The 22867-nt window shown below is 73.0% G+C and carries 1 protein-coding gene (cut by a window edge); it reads left to right on the top strand.

Translation table 11 applies throughout. The features are described from left to right. Positions 1-22867, top strand: partial view of a non-ribosomal peptide synthase/polyketide synthase gene (locus KYK13_RS20795; protein ID WP_223631961.1) — the 3' portion only. The gene continues 14147 nt to the left of window position 1, outside the view; only the last 22867 of its 37014 coding nucleotides appear in the window; its start codon lies beyond the left edge, outside the window; it ends in the stop codon at positions 22865-22867.

The raw sequence follows: 22867 nt of genomic DNA, 5'->3' as shown, positions 1-22867 counted from the left end.
GACCGGGCCTCGTGTCCGCGGGCTCGCTTCGCTGAGGGTGGGCGGGACGACGACGGAGCAGATGGGCTGGCTCCAGGCCGTGGGCGAGCTGTGGACGGCGGGTGTCGCCGTGGACTGGACCGCGCTCTACGCGCATGAGCAGCGCCTGCGGCTGCACCTGCCCACGTATGCCTTCCAGGAGAAGACCGTCTGGGTCGAGCCGAAGGGCCCGGCCTCGGGCCGCATCACGACGGCGACGCGGTCCGCGGTGGAGGTGTCCGCGCCAGGGACTGGTGCGGGGCCCGCTGTGTCCCCGGGCGCGAGCCTTGGAGGTGGCGGTGGGGCTGGCCGGGTGGCCACTCTTACCGAGGTTGCTTCGTCCAATGGGCGTCCGCTGACGGACTCCCCCCACGCCGCATCCCTTGCGACGACGCAGGACGATGCCTCCCAGGTCGCCACGTCCCAGTCGCCGACGCGGACCGACACCTCTTCGTACGTCACGTCCGCAACGACGCAGGCCCCTGGCGTGCCTCCCCACTCGCCCCAGCTCCCGACGCTGGTTGACGCCGCGACCTCCTCCACGGCCCAGGTCCCGGCGCGGGCCGACGCCACCTCCTTCGACAGGTCCCCGATGCCCACGCGCACCGACGCCGCAGACTCCGACGAACCCGGGACGGTGGCTCCCGCGGCCTCGCGGCCCGTGCGCGACGATGCGCCTCGCGGGGAGGTGGAGGAGCGCGTGGCCGCGCTGTGGCGCGATCGCCTGGGGCTCGAGTTCGTCGGCCGCAATGACGACTTCCTGGAGATCGGCGGCAACTCGCTGACGGCCGCCCAGCTGCTCAATCAGGTGCGCGACGCCTTCGGGGTGAACCTGCCGCTCGCCGCCCTGTTCGAAGCGCCCACCGTCGCGGGCATCGCGGCGCGCCTGGAGCCCCTGCTGCGTCAGGCGCCGCAAGCCCGCGTCTCCGTGGAGCTTCCCCTGGTGCCGCTGCCCCGCACCGGCGAGCTGCCCCTGTCGTTCGTGCAGGAGCGCGTCTGGCGCCTGGAGCAGCACCTGCCCGGCCAGTCCGCGTACAACATCCCGTTCGTCCTGCGGCTCGAAGGCGACGTGAACGCCGCCGTCCTGGAGCGCGGCATCAACGAGATCGTCCAGCGCCACGAAGCGCTGCGCACCACCTACGACGCGGTGGACGGACGCCCCGTGCAGCGCTTCCACGCGCACATGCATGTCCCCCTCACCCGCGTGGAGCTGCGCGGCCCGCTGGAGACCCGCGAGCCCGAGGCCCTGCGGCTCGCCCGTGAGGACGCCGCGAAGCCGTTCGACCTCGTCCACGGGCCCGTGCTGCGCACCACCCTCGTGCGCCTGGAGCCCCAGCTGCACCTGCTGCTGGGCTGCCTGCACCACATCGTCAGCGACACGTTGTCCATCGCGCTCTTCGTCCAGGAGCTGGGCCAGCTCTACGACGCCTTCCTCCAGGACCGCCCGTCCCCCCTGCCCCCGCTGCCCTTGCAGTACGCGGACTTCGGCGCGTGGCAGCGCCAGGGCATCGCGGAGGGCCGGCTGCCCGAACAGGACCAGGGCTGGCGGCAGCGGCTGGCTGGAATGCCGCGCCGGCTCGAGCTGCCCACGGATCGGCCGCGCCCCCCGGAGAGCCCGCTCACCTCCGCGCGCATGACCGTGGACTTCCCGCCCGCGCTCGCACGTGAGCTCACGGCCTTCGCTCGCCGCGAGGGCTTCACCGGCTACATGACCGTGCTCGCAGCGTGGCAGACGCTCCTGCACCGCTACACCGGCCAGACGGACGTCGTCGTGGGCACGCCCATCGCCAACCGCACGCGGCCGGAGCTGCTGCCGCTCATCGGCTACGTGGCGCACTCGGCGGCGTTCCGGACGCGCTTCACGGACGGGCTCACCTTCCGCGAGCTGCTCGCCCAGGTGCGCGACGAGGTCGCCGACGCGCAGACGCGTCCGGACGTCCCCTTCGAGTACCTGGTCGAGGCCCTCATCCCGGGCAAGGACATCGGCCGCGGACGGATGACGGACTCCGTGTTCGTCTACCACACGGGTGCGGCCGCGGGCGCGACGACGCTGGAGCTCACCGGCATGCGCGGCTCGCTGGTGGAGGTGCCGGGCACGCCCGTGCAGTGGGGCGCCACGCTGGCGGACCTCACGCTCGTGCTCTCCGAGTCCCATGGCCGGGTCCACGGCGCCCTGGAGTACGCGACGGAGCTGTTCGACGCCGCCACGGTGGCGCGGCTCGTGGAGCACTTCCAGGTGCTGCTCGGCGCGGCGCTCGCCCGGCCGGAGACGCCGGTCTCCCTGCTGCCCCTCGCCACGGAGGCCGAGCGCCGCGCGTGGCCCGCGCCCCGTGCCTCGCCGGGCTTCACCTCCGTTCCCGCGCTGCTCGCGGAGCGGCGCGCGCGCCACGCGGACACCACCGCCGTTTCCCGAGGAGACGCGCACTGGACCTGGGCGGAGCTGGGCGCCCGAGCGGACGCGCTGGCCTCGCGATTGAAGGCCCTGGGCGTGACGGCCGGGACGCCGGTGGCCGTGTGCCTGCGCCCGTCGCCGGAGAAGCTGGCCGCGCTGTGGGCCGTCCTGGCCGCGGGAGCCGCGGGCCTCGCGCTGGGCCCCGCGGACCTGGGGCAGCTCTCCGTGTACGCGCCGGAAGGCGAACGCGTGCCGGTGCTCGTCACCACGCGCGCCCTGGTGGCGTCCGTGCGCGTGGAGGCGTCTCGCGTCGTGTACGTGGAGGACGTGGAGGCCGCGACCGTGGCCCTTGTCTCCGGCGAGGACGCGCACGCGCTGGCGTGGCTGCTGCCCACGGGCTCAGGCCAGCCCGCGTGGGCGTTGGGACACCGCGAGCTGTCGGAGTTCTTCGCCGGCCTGGACGCGCGGCTGTCCCCGCCGGATGGCGGCGCGTGGCTGTCCGCGAGCGAGGCCTCCGCGGACCGTCCGGAGCTCGAGGCGCTGTGGGCGCTGACGCGCGGGCTGCGCGTGGTGTACCCGCCGGAGCGGATCAGCGCGGGGCTGGTGGCCCTGGGCGGCGGCGGGCCTCGCGCGAAGGCGATGGACCTGAGCCTCATCTACTTCGCCAACGACGAGGACACGGTCCAGGGGCCGAAGTACGAGCTATTGCTGGAGGGCGCGAAGTTCGCGGACGCGCACGGCTTCTCCGCCGTGTGGACGCCCGAGCGGCACTTCCACTCCTTCGGCGGCCTGTACCCGCAGCCGGCCGTGGTGGCGGCGGGCCTGGCCACCGTCACGAAGCACCTGCGCCTGCGCTCCGGCAGCGTGGTGCTGCCGCTGCATGATCCGCTGCTCATCGCGGAGCAGTGGTCCGTGGTGGACAACCTGTCGCAGGGCCGCGTGGGGCTGTCCGTGGCCACGGGCTGGCACACGCAGGACTTCACCTTCGCGCCGGCCAACTTCGAGAAGCGCCGTGAGCTCCTCCTGGAGAAGCTGTCCACGCTGCGCGCGCTGTGGCGTGGCGAGCGGTTCCGTCGGCCCGGCGGCGCGGGCACCACCGTGGAGGTCGCGCTGCGGCCGAAGCCCGTGCAGAAGGAGCTGCCGGTGTGGCTCACCGCCACGTCCAACCCGGAGACCTTCCGCATGGCGGGCGAGCTGGGCGCGGGCGTGCTCACGGGCCTGCTGTCGCACTCGCTGGAGGAGCTGAAGCCGAAGGTCGCCCTGTACCGCGAGGCGTGGCGCCGCAACGGCCACCCCGGCCGCGGCCACATCACCTGCATGCTGCACACGTACCTGGGCGACGAGGACCAGGAGGTGCTGCGCGTCGTGCGCCAGCCGCTGCTCGCGTACTTCCGCAGCTCGGTGGACATCGTCACGTCGCTGCTGCTCACCCAGGGCTACCAGGGCGACATCCAGAAGCTGTCCCCGGCGGACATCGACGCGCTGCTGGAGCACACCTTCGAGCACCACGCCAAGACGACGGGCCTCATCGGCACGGTGGACGGAGCGCTCCAGCGGCTGCGCGACGTGCGCGCGGCGGACGTGGACGAGGTGGCCGCGCTCATCGACTTCGGGCTTGAAACGCCGGTGGTGCTGGAGGGCCTGCGCCGGCTGGCCGTGGTGCGCGAGCGCATGGAGGCCGAGGCGGCCGTACGCCAGGAGCAGGTGCTGGTGGAGGCCGAAGCGGGCGTGGAGGGACTGCTGGCGCTGGCGCGCGCGTCCGGCGCGGTGCTGGTGCACACCTCCGCCCGCCTGGCGCGCACGCTGAGCGAGCTGCCCGGGGCGCGCGAGTCCCTGGCCCACGTGGGCGCGCTGGTGGTGGAGGGCGCGTCGGTGGAGCTGGGAGCCGCGCTGCACCGGGCCGCGGGCGTGGAGGTGTGGCTGTCCGGGGACGCCCAGGAGGGCGCGCTCCTGCCGCGCACGCCGCGGGAGCGCATCCCCGCGAACCTCCAGACCTGGGTGCTGGACGCGGCCGGCCAGCCCGTCCCCGCGGGCGTGGTGGGCGAACTGGCGCTCGCTGGCGCGGGGCTCCCCACCGCGCTGTGGCGCGCGGGCGACGAGGAGCACCGCCGCCTGGTTCCGCACCCCCGCGAGGCCGCCGCGAAGTTGTACCGCACCGGCCGCCATGCCCGGCTGCGCGCGGATGGCCGCGTGGAGCCGGTGGCCACGCCGTCCCGCCTCCCTCCTCCGCCCGTGGCGCGTCCCGCTGCGTCGCCTGTCGCCGCGCGCCCTGGCTCCATGGAATCGCCGCATGCCGGCGCCTCGCCCGTCGCCGTGCGCCCTGCCTCCGCGGCGACGGCGCGTCCCGCTGCCCCGGCCGTCGTGTCGGGCCCGCCGCCCATCCCGCGCGTGGGTCGCGACCGGCCGCTGCCTCTGTCCTTCGCGCAGCAGCGCCTCTGGTACCTCCAGCAATTGGAGCCGGGCAGCGGCGCGTACAACAACCCGTTCCTCTTCCGCCTCGTCGGGGAGCTGGACGTGGACGCGCTCCAGGCCGCGCTGGACGCGCTGGTGGCGCGGCACGAGGTGCTGCGCACGACGTACTCGCTGGAGGGAGATCGCGCGGTGCAGGTCATCCACCCGTCGCGCGGCCTGCCGCTCCAGCGCGTGGACCTCGCGGGCGAGACGACGGAGGCCCGTGAAGCGGAGATGCAGCGCTTCTGCCGGGCTGACGCGCTGCTGCCCTTCGACCTGGAGCGGGACGTGCTGCGCGCGACGCTGCTGCGCATGGAGCCCCGGGTCCATGTGCTCTCGCTCGTCTTCCATCACGCGGTCTCCGACGCGTGGTGCAACATGGTCGTCGCGCATGAGCTGGCGGCGAACTACGCCGCGTTCCGCGAGGGCCGGCCGTCCCCCCTGCCGCCGCTGCCGGTGCAGTACGCGGACTACGCCGTGTGGCAGCGCGCCTGGCTGGAAGGCGGCGCGATGGAGGCGCAGCTCGCCTGGTGGAAGCAGCAGCTCACCGGGGCGCCCACGCTGGAGCTGCCTACGGACCGGCCGCGTCCCGCCCGCCAGTCCCTCGCGGGCGCGCGGCACCGCTTCGCGTTCCCTGCCGACGTGTCCGCGCCGCTCCTGGCGTTGGGCCGCAAGCACGGCGCCACGTCGTTCATGGTGATGACGGCGCTCTTCCAGACGCTGCTGTCGCGCTACTCGGGCCAGGAGGACTTCGTGGTGGGCACGCCCATCGCGGGCCGCACGCGTCCGGAGGTCGAATGGCTGATGGGCTGCTTCATCAACACCCTGCCCCTTCGCTCCCGGCTGTCCGGACAGCCGTCCTTCGTGGAGCTGCTGGGCCGCGTGCGCACCCAGGCCCTGGAGGCCTACGCGCGCCAGGATGCTCCGTTCGAGCGAATCCTCGAGACCCTCGAGCTCCCGCGTGACCTGAGCCGCACGCCGGTCTTCCAGGTCGTCCTCAACGTCGTCAACACGCCAGAGGCCCGGGGGCACCTGCCGTCGCTGGAGCTCAGCCCGGTGGTGATTCCCGTCGACACGGCCAAGTTCGACCTGTCCCTGGAGGTCCTGGAGAGCCGCACGGGCATCGCCGCCCACCTGGAGTACGCGACCGCCCTCTTCGATGCAGCCACCATGGCGCGCATGGCGGAGCACCTGGTGGTGCTCGCGCGGGAGGTCGTCGCGGCTCCGCAGGCCCCGCTCGCGACGCTGTCTCTGCTCACGCCAGCCGAGCGCGAGCAGGTGCTGCGCGGCTGGAACGACACGCGCGTGGAGGCCCCTCGTGGCGCCACGCTCCATCAGCTCTTCGAGTCCCAGGCCGAGCGTACGCCGGAGGCCATCGCGCTCCAGTTCGAGGACCAGCGCCTCACGTACGCGCAGCTCGAAGCCCGGGCGAACCAGCTCGCGAACCACCTGCGGGCTCGCGGCGTCGGGCCAGAGATCCTGGTGGGCGTCTGCCTGGAGCGCTCCCTGGAGATGGTCATCGCCCTGCTGGGCGTCCTGAAGTCCGGTGCGGCCTATGTCCCGTTGGATCCGGCCACGCCCCCGGAGCGGCTCGCGGGGATGTTGGAGGACACCGCCACGCCCGTGCTCCTCACCCAGGAGCGCTTCCGCGCCGCGCTGCCTTCGCATTCCGCGCACGTCCTCGCGCTGGACGCGGGAGGGGCGGTCCTCGCGCGTGAGTCCACGACGCGTCCCACGCTGCTCGCGGGGGAGGATTCGCTGGCCTACGTCATCTTCACGTCGGGCAGCACGGGCCGTCCCAAGGGCGCGATGAACGCGCACGCGGGCATCGTCAACCGCGTGCGCTGGATGCAGGCGCGGTACGGCCTGACGCCGTCGGACGCGGTGTTGCAGAAGACGCCGTTCAGCTTCGACGTGTCCGTGTGGGAGTTCTTCTGGCCCCTGATGACGGGGGCGCGGCTGGTGCTCGCGCGGCCCGGCGGACACCAGGAGCCGGACTACCTGGTGGCGCTCATGGCCCGCGAGCACGTGACGACGGTGCACTTCGTGCCGTCCATGCTGCGCGCCTTCGTGGAGGAGCCGGGCCTGGAGTCGCTGACGCACCTGCGACAGGTGATGTGCAGCGGCGAGGCCCTGCCCGCGGACCTGGTGCTCCGCGCCCAGGCGCGCATGCCGCACGCCACGCTGCACAACCTCTACGGCCCCACCGAGGCCGCCGTGGACGTGACGTCCTGGGAGTGCCCGCGAGACGAGGCGCTGCGTGTCGTCTCCATCGGACGGCCCGTGGCGAACACCGCGATGTACGTCCTGGATGCCCACGGCCAGCCAGTGCCCGTGGGCATCCCGGGCGAGCTGTTCATCGGCGGCGTACAGGTGGGCCGGGGCTACTGGCGACGCCCCACCCTCACGGCCGAGCGCTTCCTCCCGGATGCCTTCAGCGACACGCCGGGCGCGCGCATGTACCGCACGGGTGACCTCGCCCGGTGGCGCACCGACGGCACGCTGGAGTACCTGGGCCGCGCGGACTTCCAGGTGAAGCTGCGCGGCTTCCGCATCGAGCTCGGCGAAATCGAGGCCGCGTTGCTCGCCCGCCCGGATGTGCGGGAGACCGTGGCCGTGGTGCGCGAGGATGCGCCGGGTGCACGGCACCTGGTGGCCTACGTCGTCTCGGGCGTGGAGCTGGATCCGGCCGCGCTGCGGACCCTGCTGCTGCGGCGGCTGCCGGAGTACATGGTGCCCTCCGCCTTCATCTCGCTGCCGGCCCTGCCGCTCACCTCCAGCGGCAAGGTGGACCGCAAGGCCCTGCCCGCGCTGGACGGCCCGCGCGTCTCGAAGCGGGAGTACGTGGCGCCCCGCACGGAGCTGGAGCGGACGCTCGCCACGATCCTGGCCCAGGTGCTGCGCGTCGAGCGGGTCGGGCTGGGTGACAACTTCTTCGAGCTGGGCGGCGACTCCATCATCAGCCTCCAGGCCGTCGCGCGAGCGCGGCAGGCCGGCGTGACGCTGTGGGTCCGCGACCTGTTCCAGCACCCGACGCTGGGAGCCCTGGCGTCGGTCGCCCGGATGAGCGACGTCCGCTCGGCGGATCAGGGACCGGTGGTGGGCGCGGTGCCGCTCACGCCCATCCAGCGTCAGCTGCTGGAACGCGACCCCACGCACGCGCACCACTTCAACCAGGCGCTGCTGCTCCAGACGCGCCAGCCGTTGGTGGCGGCGCAACTGGAGCAGGCGCTCCAGGCGCTCGTCGTCCACCATGACGCCCTGCGCATGCGCTTCATGCGCGACGACGGCGGTGTGTGGCGTCAGCAGAACTCCGCGCCGGATGAGGCTCAAGTCTCCCTGCTCCAGGTGGATCTGTCCGCGCTGTCCGCCGACGTGCGCGCGGCGCGGCTGGAGGAGGAGGCCCATCGCCTCCAGGCGTCGTTCGATCTGTCCCGGCCGCCCCTGCTGCGCGCCGCGCTCTTCCACTTCGGCCCAGGGCAGGAGCAGCGCCTGCTGCTGATCCTCCACCACCTGGTGGTGGACGCCGTGTCGTGGCGGGTGCTCGTGGAGGACCTGGAGGCCACGTACCTGCGCCTGCGCGCGGGTCAGCCTCCCGCGCTTCCGGCCAAGACGACCTCCTTCCTGGCCTGGGCCCGCAGGCTGGAGGCCCACGCCCTCTCCGACGCGCTGCATGCGCAGACCGCCCTCTGGCTCGACGAGGCCCGGCGGGACGTGGCCCCGCTGCCCGCGGATGGCTCGGGGCCCGGCCTCGCGGGTTCGCACCGCACCGTGACCGTCCGGCTGGACGCGGAGGAGACCCGGCTGCTGCTCCAGGAGACGCCGGGAGCCTGGCGCGCGCGGATCAACGACGTGCTGTTGACCGCGCTGGCCCTGGCGCTGCGCGAATGGACGGGCCAGTCGCGCCTGCTCATCGACCTGGAAGGCCACGGGCGCGAGGAGCTCTTCGCGGACGCGGATGTGTCCCGCACCGTGGGGTGGTTCACGTCGCTCACGCCCGCCCTGTTCCAACTGCCGGAGGCCGGCTCACCCGGGGACTGCCTGCGCGCGGTGCGCGACTCGATGAGCGAGTGGCCCGACCGGGGCATCGGCTTCGGGCTGCTGCGCTTCATGGGGCCCGCGGAGCTCCGGGAGCGGTTCGCGGCCCTCCCGTCCGCGCAGGTGGTCTTCAACTACCTGGGACAGCTCGACAGCTCCACTGGCGCCAGCACCCTCTTCTCGATGGGCAGTGAGTCCACCGGCAACAACGTGGCGCCCCAGTCGCTGCGCGCGCACCTGCTGGCCGTCGACGGCTTCGTGGCGGACGGACGGCTGCGGATGGACTTCGGCTTCAGCGACGAGTGGCACCACGAAGCCACCATCGAGTCCCTGGCCCTGGCCTTCACGCGCGTGCTGCGGACCCTCATCACCCAGCGCCACTCCGACGACGCTCGCCGGAGAACGCCCGGCGACTTCCCGCTGGCCCGCCTGCCCGCGTCGGCGTTGGACGCGCTGCTCGCCGCGCAGGGCCCCACGGTCGAGGACCTCTACCCGCTCTCCCCGGTGCAGCAGGGCTTGCTCTTCCATGCCCTGTATGCCCCAGCCGGCGGCGTGTACCTCACGCAGACCGCATGGTCGATCCACTCGGCCGTGGACATGGGGCTGTTCCGCAAGACATGGCAGGCCGCGGTGGACCGAAACGCCGTCCTGCGCACCGCCTTCGTCTGGGAGGGCCTGGACACGCCGCTCCAGGTCGTCCACGCGCAGGTGCAGCTGCCCTTCGAGCAGCACGACTGGCGCCACCTGTCCGCGCCGGAGCAGGAGGCCGCCCTGGAGCGGCTGGAGGCGGAGGACCGGGCGCGGGGCTTCGACCTGTCGCGGGCGCCGCTGATGCGCGTGACCGCGGTGCGGCTGGCGGATCACCACTGGCGCTTCCTCTGGAGCCACCACCACCTGCTGCTGGACGGCTGGAGCACCGGCCTGTTCTTCCAGGAGGTCTTCGCACTCTACGATGCCTTCCGCACCGGCACGGCGCTGCCGCCCGCGTCGCGCGCGTCGTTCCGCGACTACATCGCGTGGCTGCGCGAGACGGACCCCCAGGGCGACGAGGCCTTCTGGCGCGGTCAGCTCGCGGGCCTGTCCGTCCCGACCCCGCTGCCCGGCGAGTTGCCCCCGGTGGCGAGGCCGGCCGGCGAGGGCCATCCCGTGGAGACGCTGTTGGAGCTCCCGGAGGAGCGCACCGCGGAGCTGCAGGCGTTCGCGCGCCAGCACCAGCTGACGCTCAACACGCTGGCGCAGGCGGCGTGGGCGCTGGTGCTCGCGCGCCACGCGGACACGCGCGAGGTGCTCTTCGGCACCACCCTGGCGGGCCGTCCTCCGGAGCTCCCGGGGGCGGAGGCCATGCTGGGGATGCTCATCACGACCCTGCCGGTCCGCATCACGCTGCCCGAGGACTCCGCGCCCGTGCTGCCCTGGCTCCAGGCCCTTCAGGCCCAGCAGCTGGGCATCCTGCAGCACCAGCACACGCCGCTCGTCCGCGCGCAGGGCTGGAGCGACATGCCGCGCGGCACGCCGCTCTTCCAGTCGCTGCTCGTCTTCGAGAACTTCCCGCTGGACGAAGCCCTGCTGCGGCGCTCCACGGCGCTCGACGTGCGGGACCTGAGCACTGGCGAGTCCACGAACTACCCGCTGCTGGCCACGGTGATGCCGGCCGCGAAGCTCCAGCTGCACCTGACGCACGATTCGCACCGCTTCACCGCCGAAACGGCCCAGCGGCTCCTGGGCCAGTGGCGGCAGGCGTTGGAGGAGCTGGCCCGGCCCGGCGCCCGGATGGCGGACGTGTCCCTCGTGCCGGCCGGGGACCGCGCGTGGCTGCTGAGCGCGGCGCTGGGCGACCTCATCGACTTCGAGCGCGACTCCACGGTGCACGCGCAATTCGAACGGCAGGCCGCGGCGACGCCGGACGCGGACGCCGTGGTCTTCGGGGAGACGACGCTGTCATTCCAGCAGCTCAACGTCCGCGCCAACCAGCTCGCCTGGCACCTGCGCTCGCTGGGCGTGGGGCCGGAGGTGACGGTCGGCCTGTGCCTGGAGCGGACGGCGGAGGCCATCATCGCGCTCCTCGCGGTGCTCAAGGCCGGCGGTGCGTTCGTGCCGCTGGACCCCAGGGCTCCGACCGCGCGCAGGTCGTTCGTCCTCGAGGACAGCGGCGCGTCCGTGCTGGTGACGACGCAGGCGCTACAGGACGGATGGCATCCAGACGTGTCACATCGGGTGCTGATGGACGCGGAACCTGTCGGACAGTCGGACAGGTTCGCGGAGAACCCGCCGCCGGTGGCAGGGCCGGGGAACCTCGCCTACGTCATCTACACGTCGGGGTCCACAGGCACTCCGAAGGGCGTGATGGTGCAGCACCGCTCGGTGCTCCACCTGCACCAGGCGATGACGCGGAGCATCTACGAGAACCTGCCAGACGCCCAGCGCGTCAGTCTGAACGCGCCGCTGTACTTCGATGCGTCCATCGAGCAGGTGATCCAGCTGCTGTCCGGCCACTGCCTGGTCCTCGTCCCGGAGGACGTGCGCCTGGAGCCGGAGACCCTGCTCGGGTGGCTGGAGCGTCAGCGCATCGACGTGTTCGACAGCACGCCGTCGCAGCTCAAGCTCCTGCTGTCCGCGGGGCTGCTGGAGCGTGCCCACGTCCCCAAGCACTTCTCCATCGGCGGCGAGGCGATGGACGAGGTGACGTGGCGGCAGCTCGCCGCGACGAAGCGCGGTCGCGCCTTCAACGGCTATGGCCCCACGGAGGTCACCGTGGACGCGACGGTCAGCGTCGTCCAGGGCGCTCCCCAGGCGCTGCCCGTCATCGGCCGGCCGATTCCCAACCTGCGCGCCTACGTGCTCGACGCGAACCTGGGCCTGGCGCCCATCGGGACCCCGGGCGAGCTGTGCCTCGCGGGTGAAGGCCTCGCGCGAGGCTACCTGGGCCAGCCCGCGCTCACGGCCGAGCGCTTCATGCCGGATCCGCTCAGCACGGAGCCCGGCGCGCGCCTCTACCGCACGGGCGACAAGGCCCGCTGGCGCGAGGACGGCACGCTCGACTTCATGGGCCGCCTGGACTTCCAGGTGAAGCTGCGCGGCAACCGCATCGAGCCCGGGGAGATTGAAGCCACGCTGCGCGCGCACCCGGGCATCCGGGACGCGGTGGTGCGGGTCCACGACGAGCGGCTCATCGCGTATGTCGCGCCCCAGGTGGACACGTCGCCCCTGCGTGAGCACCTGCGCAAGCGCCTGCCGGAGTACATGGTACCCGCGGCGTACATCGCGCTGGACGCCCTGCCCCTGACGCCCAACGGCAAGGTGGACCGCAGGGCGCTGCCGGCGCCGGAGTCCGCCCCGGTCCCCGAGCGCGTCATCGAACCGCCCGCGACGCCCACCGAGGCGGCGCTGGTGCTGCTCTGGACCGAGGTCCTGCGCGTCCCCGCCGTGGGACGTCACGATGGCTTCTTCGAGCTGGGCGGTCACTCGCTGCTGGCCACGCAGCTGGTGTCGCGCGTGCGCGCGCACTTCGGCGTGGAGCTGCCCCTGCGCGCCCTGATGGAAGGGCCCACGGTCGCGGCGCTGGCCGAACGCATCGACGCGCTCCGCGCGCCCCGCTCCGGGGCACCGGAGGCCCCCGCGTCCGAGGCCCTGCCCGCGCTGGTCCGCGTGGCGCGGCCGGACGTGCTGCCTCTGTCGTTCGCGCAGCAGCGGCTGTGGTTCATCGAGCAGCTCGGCACGGCGGGCAACGCCTACAGCCTCCCGAGCCTGCTCAAGCTGGACGGCACGCTGGACATCATCGTGATGCTCGCGGCGTTCGATGAGCTGATGCGCCGTCACGAAGCGCTGCGCACGACCTTCCGTTCGAACGAGGGCACGCCGTCGCAGGTCATCCACCCGCCCTTCCCCATGCCCCTGCGGCACGTGGACCTCTCCGCGCTGCCGACGGCGGAGGAGCGAGAGGCGGAGGCGTCGCGGCTGACGCTGGAGGAGCTCCGCACGCCGTTCGACCTGGAGCAGGGCCCGCTGTTCCGCGGGCTCCTGATGAAGCTGGGGCCCACCGAGCACCGGCTGCTGCTCAACACGCACCACATCATCTCCGACGGCTGGTCCACGGGCGTGCTGGTGCGCGAGATGGGCGCGCTCTACGCGGCGTTCTCCGAGGAGCAGCCCTCGCCGCTGCCGGAGCTGCCGGTGCAGGCGGCCGACCACGCACTCTGGCAGCGCGGCTGGCTCCAGGGGGACGTGCTGGAGTCGCAGCTGGCGTACTGGCGCGGTCAGCTTGAAGGCGCGGCCCCCTTCCTGGAGCTGCCCACGGACCACGCGCGTCCGGCGCGTCAGTCCTTCCGGGCCGGCGTGCAGCCCCTGCTTCTGTCGCGCGAGCTGAGCGAAGCGGTGGAGGCGTACGCACGCCAGACGGCCACCACGCCCTTCATGGTGCTGCTCGCGGCCTTCCAGGTGCTGCTGCACCGGTACGCGGGGCAGGAGGACGTGCTCGTGGGGTCGCCCATCGCGGGCCGCCGTCACGCGGAGGCCGAGGACCTCATCGGCTACTTCGCGAACACGGTGGTGCTGCGCACGCGGGTCCGCGACACGCTCCGCTTCCGCGAGCTGCTGGACGAAGTCCGCGCCACCACGCTGGGCGCGTACGAGCACCAGGACCTGCCGTTCGAGAAGCTGGTGGAGGTGCTCCACCCGGAGCGGGACCTGGGCCGCACGCCGCTGTTCCAGGTGACGTTCACGCTCCAGAACGCGCCCATGCCGGAGCTGTCCCTGCCGGGGCTGACGCTGCGCCCGGTGGAGGCCCTCCCGGAGACCGTCCTCTTCGACCTCCAGTGCCTGATGGCCCGAACGCAGGACGGCTTCGACGGAGCCCTCGTCTTCAACCAGGACCTGTTCGAGCCGACCACGGTGGCGGGCATGGCGGAGCACCTGCGCGTGCTGCTGGAGGCCGCCATCCGCGCGCCGGACACGCGGCTGTCCCAGCTGCCGTGGCTGACGGAGGCGGAGCGTCAGCGGCTGCTCGTCGGGTGGAACGACACCGCCCGGGACTACCCGCGTGACGCGTCCGTGGCCGCCCTCTTCGCGGAGCAGGCCGCGCGCACGCCGGACGCCGTCGCGCTGAAGGCGGGCGCGGAGACGCTCACGTACGCGGCGCTGGACCGCGCGTCGAACCGGCTCGCGCATCACCTGCGGCGCCAGGGCGTGCGGCCCGGACACCGGGTGGGCGTGTGCCTGGAGCGGTCGTTCGACCTCATCACCACCCTGCTGGGCATCCTCAAGGCCGGCGCGGCCTACGTGCCGGTGGAGCCGAAGGCTCCCGCCGAGCGCATCACCTGGATGCTCCAGGCGGCGAGCGTCAGCGTGCTCGTCACCCAGGAGGCCCTGGCGGACGAGCTGCCCCAGGTGACGGACCTCCAGGTCCTGCTGGACGCGGACGAGGCCACCATCGCGAGGCAGCCGGAGACGGCGCTGGACCTGACGGTGCCGGCGGACGCGCTGGCCTACGTGATGTTCACGTCGGGCAGCACCGGACGGCCCAAGGGCGTCAGCGTCCCGCACCGGGGCATCACCCGCCTGGTGCGAGGCGCGGACTTCATCCACTTCGGCCCGGAGGAGGTGTTCCTCCACCTGGCGCCCATCGCGTTCGACGCGTCCACGCTGGAGGTCTGGGGCGCGCTGCTGAACGGAGCGACGCTGGTGCTGGCGCCGTCGAAGGCGCTGTCGCTGGAGGAGACCGGCGCGCTGCTGCGGCGCGAGGGCATCACCACGCTGTGGCTCACCGCGGCCCTCTTCGAGCAGATGGTGCTGCACCAGGGCGACGCGCTGGCGCGGGTGAAGCAGGTGCTCGCGGGCGGTGACGTGCTGTCCGTGGAGCGCGTGCGCGAACACCTGAAGCGGCTGCCTCCGGGCGCCGTGCTGGTCAACGGCTACGGCCCCACGGAGAACACCACGTTCTCCGCCACGCACACGCTGCGCGCCGGGGACACCGTGGGACGCTCGGTGCCCATCGGCCGGCCGCTGACGAACTCCACGGTGTGGGTGCTGGACGCGGCGCTCCAGCCCGTGCCTCCCGGCGTGCCGGGGACGCTGTACGTGGGCGGAGACGGTCTGGCCTGGGGCTACCTCCAGCGCCCGGACCTGACCGCCGAACGCTTCGTCCCCCACCCCTTCGCCACCGAACCAGGAGCGCGCCTCTACGACACGGGCGACCGCGTGCGCTGGCGGAACGACGGGACCTTGGAGTTCCTGGGCCGCACCGACTTCCAGGTGAAGCTGCGCGGCTTCCGCGTGGAGCCGGGCGAGCTTGAAGCCGTGCTGCGCCAGTCGCCGGAGGTCCAGGAAGCGGTGGTCGTGGTGCGCGAGGACGTGCCGGGCGACCGGCGCCTCGTGGCCTACGTCGTGGGCCACGAAGGCGAAGGCCTGGACACGGGCGCCCTGCGAGCCGCCACACAGAAGCAGCTGCCGGACTACATGGTGCCGTCGGCCATCGTGGTGCTGGCGAAGCTGCCGCTCAGCCCCAACGGCAAGGTTGACCGCAAGGCCCTGCCCGCGCCGCAGGCCCGTGCCGCGGACCCCGCGGCGTCCGCCTCGCCACGGAGCGCGCTGGAGAAGGCGCTCGCGGACATCTGGGCGGAGGTGCTGCACCTGGACACCGTGGACATCCACGGCGACTTCTTCGAGCTGGGTGGGCACTCGCTGCTGGCCACGCAGGTGGTGTCGCGCATCCGCGCGTCGCTGGGCGTGGAGCTGCCGCTGGGCGAGCTGTTCCGCGCGCCTACGGTGGCGTCGCTGGCGGAGCGGCTGGTGAACGCGCGCCGCACCCTGGCCCCGCCGCTGGTCCGGGTGCCGAGGACGTCCGCGCCGCCGCTGTCGTTCGCACAGCAGCGGCTGTGGTTCATCGACCAGTTGGAGCGGGGCAGCCCGCTCTACAACATGCCGCTGGCGCTGAGCCTCACCGGCGACCTGGACGTGGATGCGCTGCGGGCGAGCCTGGACGCGCTGATGGCGCGGCATGAATCCCTGCGGACCACGTTCCGCATGGAGAACGGCCGCCCCGTGCAGGACATCCACGCGGAAGGCCACGTCCCCCTGGAGATGGTGGACCTGACGGGCCCGGGCCCCCGCGCCGCGAAGCAGGCCGAGGCCCAGCGCCTGGGCCACGCCGAGACGCTGCGCCCGTTCGACCTGACGCACGGGCCGGTGATCCGCGCGCTGCTCCTGAAGCTGGACGCGCGCGAGCACGTGCTGGTGCTCCACCTGCACCACATCGTCTCCGACGGTTGGTCACTGGGCATCCTTGTGCGCGAACTGACCGCCCTCTACGAGGCCCACCAGTCCGGACGGACCGCTGCGCTGCCGGAGCTGCCGGTGCAGTACGCGGACTTCGCCGTCTGGCAGCGCGGCTGGCTCCAGGGCGGCGTGCTGCAGGCGCAGGTGGAGTGGTGGAAGCATCAGCTGGCCGGAGCACCGTTCGTGCTGGACGTGCCCACGGACCGGCCGAGGACCGCCACCGCCTCGCAGCGCGGCGGCCTGGTCCGGGTGACGTTGCCGCGAGCCCTGAGCGAGCGCGTGGACGCGCTGGCCCAGCAGGAAGGCGCCACGCCCTTCATGGCGCTGCTGGCGGCGTTCCAGGCCGTGCTGTCGCGCGTGTCCGGCCAGGACGACGTGCTGGTGGGCTCGCCCATCGCGAACCGCCGGCACGCGGAGACGGAGGGCCTCATCGGCTTCTTCGTGAACATGCTGGTGCTGCGAGGCCGCTTCGGCGCGAGGACGACGTTCCGCGAGCTGCTCGCGCAGGTGCGCACCACCACGCTGGGCGCGTACGAGCACCAGGACACGCCCTTCGAACACCTGGTGGAAGCGCTCCAGCCCGAGCGCGACCTGGGCCGCACGGCGTTGTTCCAGGTGATGTTCGCGCTCCAGAACGCCCCGGTGCCGGAGCTGGCGGTGCCCGGCCTCTCCGTGGGCCCGGCCCACTTCGAGGGCGACGCCCCGTCCCAGTTCGAGCTGGCGCTGGACCTGAACCGGACCCGCGACGGCTACGAGGGCCGCTTCCACTATTCGGCGGACCTCTTCGACGCGAGCACCATCGAGCGGCTCTTCGCGCACCTGCGCCGGCTGTTGGAGGCCGTGTGCGACGCGCCGGACGTGCCGCTGGCGGACGTGTCGCTCGTCTCGCCGGAGGAGCTGGCGCGGCTGGTGCGCATGGGCAGCGGCGAGCTGGCGGACTTCGAGCGCGACGCCACGCTGCACGGCCTCATCGAGCGGCAGGTGGCGCGCACCCCGGACGCCCCGGCCGTCGTGTTCGGTGAGACGGCGCTGACGTACCGGCAGCTGGACACGCGGGCGAATCAGCTCGCGTGGCGGCTGCGCTCCATGGGGGTGGGCCCGGAGGTGCGGGTGGCCCTGTGCGTGGAGCGCTCGGTGGAGGCCATCGTCGCGCTGCTGGCGGTGCTCAAGGCCGGCGGTGCCTTCGTCCCGCTGGACCCCGGAGCCCCCGCCGCGCGCAGGGACTTCGTGTTGAAGGACAGCGCCGCGGCCGTGCTCGTCACGACGGAGGCCGCGTGCGGGGACTGGAACCCCTACGGCGTCCAGGAGGTGTGGCTGGACGTGGAGCAGCCCGGCCTGGGAGCCCTCTCCCACGAACCCCTGCCCGCCCTGTCGGGACCGGAGCACCTGGCGTACGTGCTCTACACGTCCGGCTCCACGGGCACGCCCAAGGGCGTGATGGTGCAGCACCGCTCCGTGCTCAACATGCACCGGGCCCTGAACCGCGCGTTCTACGCGGGCCAGCCGCGCGGCCAGCGCATCACCGTCAACGCGCCGCTCTACTTCGACGCGGTGGTCGAGCGCGTGGTCCAGCTCATCGACGGCCACTGCCTCCACGTCGTCCCGGACGCGCTGCGCCTCGATCCAGAGGCGATGCTCGCGTGGCTGGAGCAGCACCGCATCGACTCGCTGGACTGCACGCCCGCTCAGCTCAAGCCGCTGCTGGCGGCGGGGATGCTGGAGCGGGCCTGGGTTCCGCCCCTCGTCATGATGGGCGGCGACGCGCTCGACGCGGAGTCGTGGCGGAAGCTGGCCGCCACGGACCGCACGCGCGTCTTCAACGGCTATGGCCCCACGGAATGCACGGTCGGCACGACGGGCGCGGTCATCCAGGGGAGCCTCCGGACGGAGCCCATCATCGGCCGGCCGCTGGCGAACCTGACCGCGTATGTGCTGGACGCGCGGCAGCGGCCGGTGCCCATCGGCACGCCGGGTGAGCTGTGCTTCGCCGGCGAGAGCGTCACGCGCGGCTACCTGGGCCGGCCGGACCTGACCGCCGATCGCTTCATGCCGGATCCGTTCAGCGCGGAGCCCGGCGCGCGCCTCTACCGCACCGGCGACAAGGGCCGCTGGCGGCCGGACGGCACGCTGGAGTTCATGGGCCGCCTGGACTTCCAGGTGAAGCTGCGCGGCTACCGCATCGAGCTGGGCGAAATCGAAGCCACGCTGCGCGCGCACCCGGCCGTCCGCGACGCGGTGGCGCAGGTGCGCGAGGACACGCCGGGCAACGCACGGCTCGTGGCCTACGTGGTGACGGACGGCGACCCGGAGGTGCTGCGCGAGCACCTGCGCCGGCACCTGCCGGAGTACATGGTGCCGTCGGCCTACGTCGCCCTGCCCGCCCTGCCGCTGACGCCCAACGGCAAGCTGGACCGCAAGGCGCTGCCCTCACCGGAGACGCAGCTGCGCGCCGCGCACTCGTACGAAGCCCCTGCGACGCCCGCGGAGGTGGTCCTGGCCTCGCTGTGGGAGGAGCTGCTGAGCATCCCCGTCGTGGGCCGCAACGACCACTTCTTCGAGCTGGGCGGCCACTCGCTGCTCGCCACGCAGCTGGTGTCCCGCATTCGCGAGCGGTTCGGCGTGGACGTCGGCGTCCGCGCGTTGTTCGAGTCCCCCACCCTGGCGGCGCTCGCCCAGCGGCTGCCGGACGCGCCAGAGGCCAGCAACGCCCTCCCCCCGCTGCGCCCCGCGGAGGGCCCCGGTCCGCATCCGCTGTCGTTCGCGCAGCAGCGGCTGTGGTTCATCGACCAGCTCGATCCGGGCAGCTCGCTCTACAACATGCCCACGGCGCTGCGCCTCACGGGCGCGGTGGACGTGCCCGCGCTCCAGCAGGCCTTCGACGTGCTGGTGGAGCGCCATGAAGCGCTGCGCACCACGTTCGAGGCGCACGCGGGCGAACCCCGCCAGCACGTGCACCCGGCCCCCACCGGAGTCCTGTCGGTGGTGGACCTCACGGGGTACCCCGAGGACACGCGGGAAGCCGAGGCCCTGCGGATCGCGAGCGAGGACGCGCTCAGGCCCTTCGACCTCGCCGCAGGTCCGCTCGCGCGGCTCACGCTCCTCAAGCTGGCGGAGCAGGATCACGTCCTGCTCCTGTGCATGCACCACGTCATCGGAGACGGCTGGTCCATGGGCATCCTGGTGCGCGAAGTCACCGCGCTCTACGAGGCCTTCCGGCAGGGCCAGGCCTCGCCGCTGGCCCCGCTGCCGGTGCAGTACGCGGACTTCGCGGTGTGGCAGCGCGGCTGGCTCCAGGGCGAGGTCCTGGACGCGCAGCTCCAGTGGTGGAAGCAGCAGCTGGCCGGAGCCCCGCAGGCGCTGGCCATGCCCACGGACAAGCCCCGCCTGCCCCAGCGGTCCTCCAGCGGCGCGACGTTCCCGGTGCGCCTGTCCCCGGAGCTCGGCGAGGCCGTGGAGGCGCTGGCCCAGGCGGAGGGCGCCACGCCCTTCATGGTGCTGCTGGCGGCGTTCCAGACGCTGCTCTACCGGTACTCCGGTCAGGAGGACCTGCTGGTGGGCACGTCCATCGCGGGGCGGCGTCACGCGGAGACGGAGAACCTCATCGGCTTCTTCGTGAACACGCTGGCGCTGCGCGCGCGGTTCGACGGCCGCCCGTCGTTCCGGAAGCTGCTCGCGCAGGTGCGCGCCACCACGCTCGGCGCGTTCGAGCACCAGGACCTGCCCTTCGAGCGGCTGGTGGAAGCGGTGCAGCCCACGCGCGACCTGTCGCGCACGCCGCTCGTCCAGGCGCTCTTCGCGCTCCAGAACGTGCCGGACACGGAGGTGCGCCTGCCGGACCTGACCCTGCGCCCGGTGGAGGTGGACCTGCCCACGACGAAGTTCGACCTGGAGCTGACGCTGGGCCGCTCGAAGCAGGGCTTCGAGGGGGTCCTCTCCTACGCTACGGACCTCTTCGAGCCCGCCACGGCCCGGAGGCTGTCGGAGCACTGGGTGCAACTGCTGGAGGGCGCGGTCGCGAAGCCCGACGCCGCGCTGGACGCCCTGCCCCTGCTGTCCGCGGAGGAGCGCCAGTGGGTGCTGGAGGAGTGGAGCGGCGAGAAGGCCGCCTACGAGAGCGACCTCTCCTTCCCCGCCCGCTTCGAGCAGCAGGTGACGCGCACGCCGAAGGCTCCCGCCGTGGTGATGGGCGACACGACGGTGTCGTTCCACCAGCTCAACGTGCGCGCGAACCAGCTGGCGCACTACCTGCGCTCGCTGGGCGTGGGCCCGGAGATCCCGGTGGCGTTCTGCCTGGAGCGCTCGCCGGAGGCCATCGTCGCGATCCTGGGCATCCTCAAGGCGGGTGGCGCCTACGTGCCGTTGGATCCGTCCGCTCCCGCCGCGCGCCGGGGCTACATCCTGGAGAACAGCGGCGCGGTCGTGCTGCTGACGACGCAGGCGCACCTGGTGGACTGGCAGCCGTCGGTGCGGCACGTGGTGCGGCTGGACGCGGAGGCCCGGCGCATCGACGCGCTGTCACCGGGCAACCCCCGGCCCCTCGTCCGGCCGGAGCACCTGGCGTACGTCATCTACACGTCGGGCTCCACGGGCATGCCCAAGGGCGCGATGGTGCAGCACCGCTCGCTGGCGCACCTGCGGCACGCGATGCACGAGGCGCTCTTCACCCGCGCGCCCCAGGCGATGCGGGTGGGCCTCAACGCGCCGTACTACTTCGACGCGTCGGTGTCGCAGCTGGTGCTCATGCTGGACGGGCACTGCCTGTGCCTCGTCCCGGAGGCCGTGCGGCAGGATCCGGAGAGCATGCTCGCGTGGCTGGAGCAGCGCCGGGTGGACGTCCTGGACTGCACGCCGTCGCAGTTCAAGCTGCTGCTGGACGCGGGCCTGCTGGCGCAGGCGCACGTGCCCGCCTACTGCATCATCGGCGGCGAGGCCGTGGACGAGGTGACGTGGCGAACGCTCGCGGCGACCTCCCGCACCCAGGCCATCAACATCTACGGCCCCACCGAGGGCACGGTGTTCACGACCTGGGAGCGCATCCGGGGCACGGCGCACCCGACGCCCGTCATCGGGCGGCCGCTGGTGAACGCGGGGGTGTACGTGCTGGACGCGAACCTGGCCCCGGTGTCCGTGGGGGTCCCGGGTGAGCTGTTCATCGCGGGCGAGGGCCTGGCGCGCGGCTACCGCAACCGCCCGGACCTCACGGCGGAGCGCTTCATCCCCCACCCGTTCAGCACCGAGCGCGGAGCCCGGCTGTACCGCACGGGAGACCGGGTCCGCTGGAAGCAGGACGGCACGCTCGACTTCATGGGGCGCGTGGACTTCCAGGTGAAGCTGCGGGGCTACCGCATCGAGCCGGGCGAAATCGAAGCCACGCTGCGCACGCACCCGGGCATCCGTGACGCCACGGTGTTGCTGCGCGAGGACGTGCCGGGCATGCCGCGGCTGGTGGCCTACGTGACGCCGGAGGTGGACACCTCGCCGCTGCGGGGACACCTCCACCAGTCGCTGCCGGAGTACATGGTGCCGTCGGCCTACGTCGCCCTGCCCGCCCTGCCGCTGACGCCCAACGGCAAGGTGGACCGCGCGGCGCTGCCCGTCCCCGTGGACGGCCCGGTCAGCCCCGAGGCCGGCGTGGGCCCCAGGAACGATGCCGAGGCCCGGCTCGCGGTCCTCTGGGCGGAGGCGCTGGGCGTGCCCGCGGTGGACGTGCGCGCGAGCTTCTTCGAGCTGGGGGGACACTCGCTGCTGGCGGTGCGGCTGATGGCGGCGGTGCACCGGGAGACGGGCCGCAAGCTCCCGCTGTCCTCCCTCTTCGAGGCCCCCAGCGTGGAGCAGTTCGCGGCGCTGCTGGACGCAAGCGCCGTGGAGGCGCCGAAGCCCTTCACGCCGCTGGTGCCCTTCACGAAGGACGGCACGGCCAGCGCGCCGCCGTTCTTCTGCGTGCACCCGGTGGGAGGCACCGTGCTGGTCTACGCGGAGCTTGCGCGCAGGCTGGGCCCGGATCAGCCCTTCTACGGCCTCCAGGCCCGAGGACTGGACGGCGAGAGCCAGCCGCTGGACACGGTGGAGGCCCTGGCCGCCAGCTACGTGCGCGTCGTGCGGGGGGTGCAGCCTCACGGCCCGTACCGCCTGGGAGGCTGGTCCCTGGGCGGCGTCATCGCCTACGAGATGGCGTACCAGCTGCGCGAGGCAGGCGAAGCCGTGGAGCTGGTGGCGATGATCGACTCGTACGTGCCGGAGACGGTGCCGGACTCGGAGCCGGAGCTGGACCGCATGCTCGCGCTGGGCCTGTTCGCGCAGGACCTGATGGGCATGTCGCTGACGGGCCTGGACGTGGACCTGTCGGCGCTGGAGCCCGAGGTGGCGGTCGAGCAGGTGCTGGAGTCCGCGGGCCGTGCCGGCGCGCTGCCGCCCGGCATGGACGCAGCGAGCGCCACGGCCCTCTTCACCGTCTTCGAGGCCCACCTTGAGGCCGTCCGGCGCTACCACCCGCCCGCGCTGGCGCAACGCGTGCTGCGCATCCACGCGGAGGAGCGGGACGAGACGCGCCCTATCGACGGAGGCTGGGCGGCGCTGGTGGGCGAGCAGCTCGCTTCGCACCAGCTGCCGGGCAACCACTACTCGCTGCTGCGTGAACCCACCGTGCAGTCCGTCGCGGAGCTGCTGAAGAAAGCGCTCCACGCCCCAGCCAAGGAGTGA

The sequence above is a fragment of the Corallococcus sp. EGB genome (assembly GCF_019968905.1).
Taxonomy (GTDB): Bacteria; Myxococcota; Myxococcia; order Myxococcales; family Myxococcaceae; genus Corallococcus.
The sequence above is the reverse complement of the archived record's forward strand: the minus strand, read 5'-3'. Positions and strand labels throughout refer to the sequence as shown.